At 67.0% G+C, this 702-nt stretch carries 1 protein-coding gene; it reads right to left on the bottom strand.

Going from position 1 to position 702, the window contains the following annotated elements; all coding sequences use genetic code 11:
• Nucleotides 1-575 (bottom strand): thiolase family protein (locus tag AC5RVV_RS17725; protein WP_494002665.1); only part of this gene is annotated, 575 nt, incomplete at its 3' end.
• Between the last annotated feature and the right edge of the window lie 127 nt (nt 576-702).

Raw genomic sequence — 702 nt, 5'->3', positions numbered from 1 at the left:
GCTTCCGCACGCTGATGCGAGCGGGCGGCCACCTGGTCCTGCTCTTCGCGGGTGATCCCCCGAGTGGCGTTGCCGGCGTCGGTCGCGGCCCCCATCAGGTCGCCGCTGAACGGATCCTGCAGCCCGTCGTGGTTGAGCGAGTCAACGAGCGGGGTGTCCCCGATGGTGACCCCCGCGCGCAGCCCGTTGACCAGGTGCGGGGCGTTCGTCATGGATTCCTGGCCGGCCGCGACCACAAAGTCAGCCTCCCCCGCCCGGATCACCCGGGCCGCGTCGATCACCGCCGTCAGACCGGACAGGCACAGCTTGTTCACGGTGACAGTGGGCACGTCCCAGCCGATGCCCGCGCCCAGGCTCGACTGCCGCGCCGGACCCTGCCCGGCGCCCGCCTGATAGACCTGCCCAACAATCACGGCCTCGATTTGCTCCGGGGCGGCCCCGGCACGCTCCAGGGCCGCACGGATGGCATGGGAACCGAGGTCGGTCGCGGACAATGAAGCAAGCCCGCCACGGAAGCGTCCAAAGGGGGTGCGTGCCCCGCCAAGAATGACAGGAATTCTGCTATTAGGATTCACGGGTTACCTTTCGGGAAAACTGCGGAAATAGGGATACAACAGTCAGGCATGAAGGCTGCAGTCGCCATGGGTTGGAAGCGCGCTCAGTCAGAGGCGTTCCATGCGTCGTCAACTAAGCGGTGAGGCA

The organism is Arthrobacter sp. MDT2-34-1, from assembly GCF_059091365.1.
This window is presented reverse-complemented; position numbering and strand designations above follow the sequence as displayed.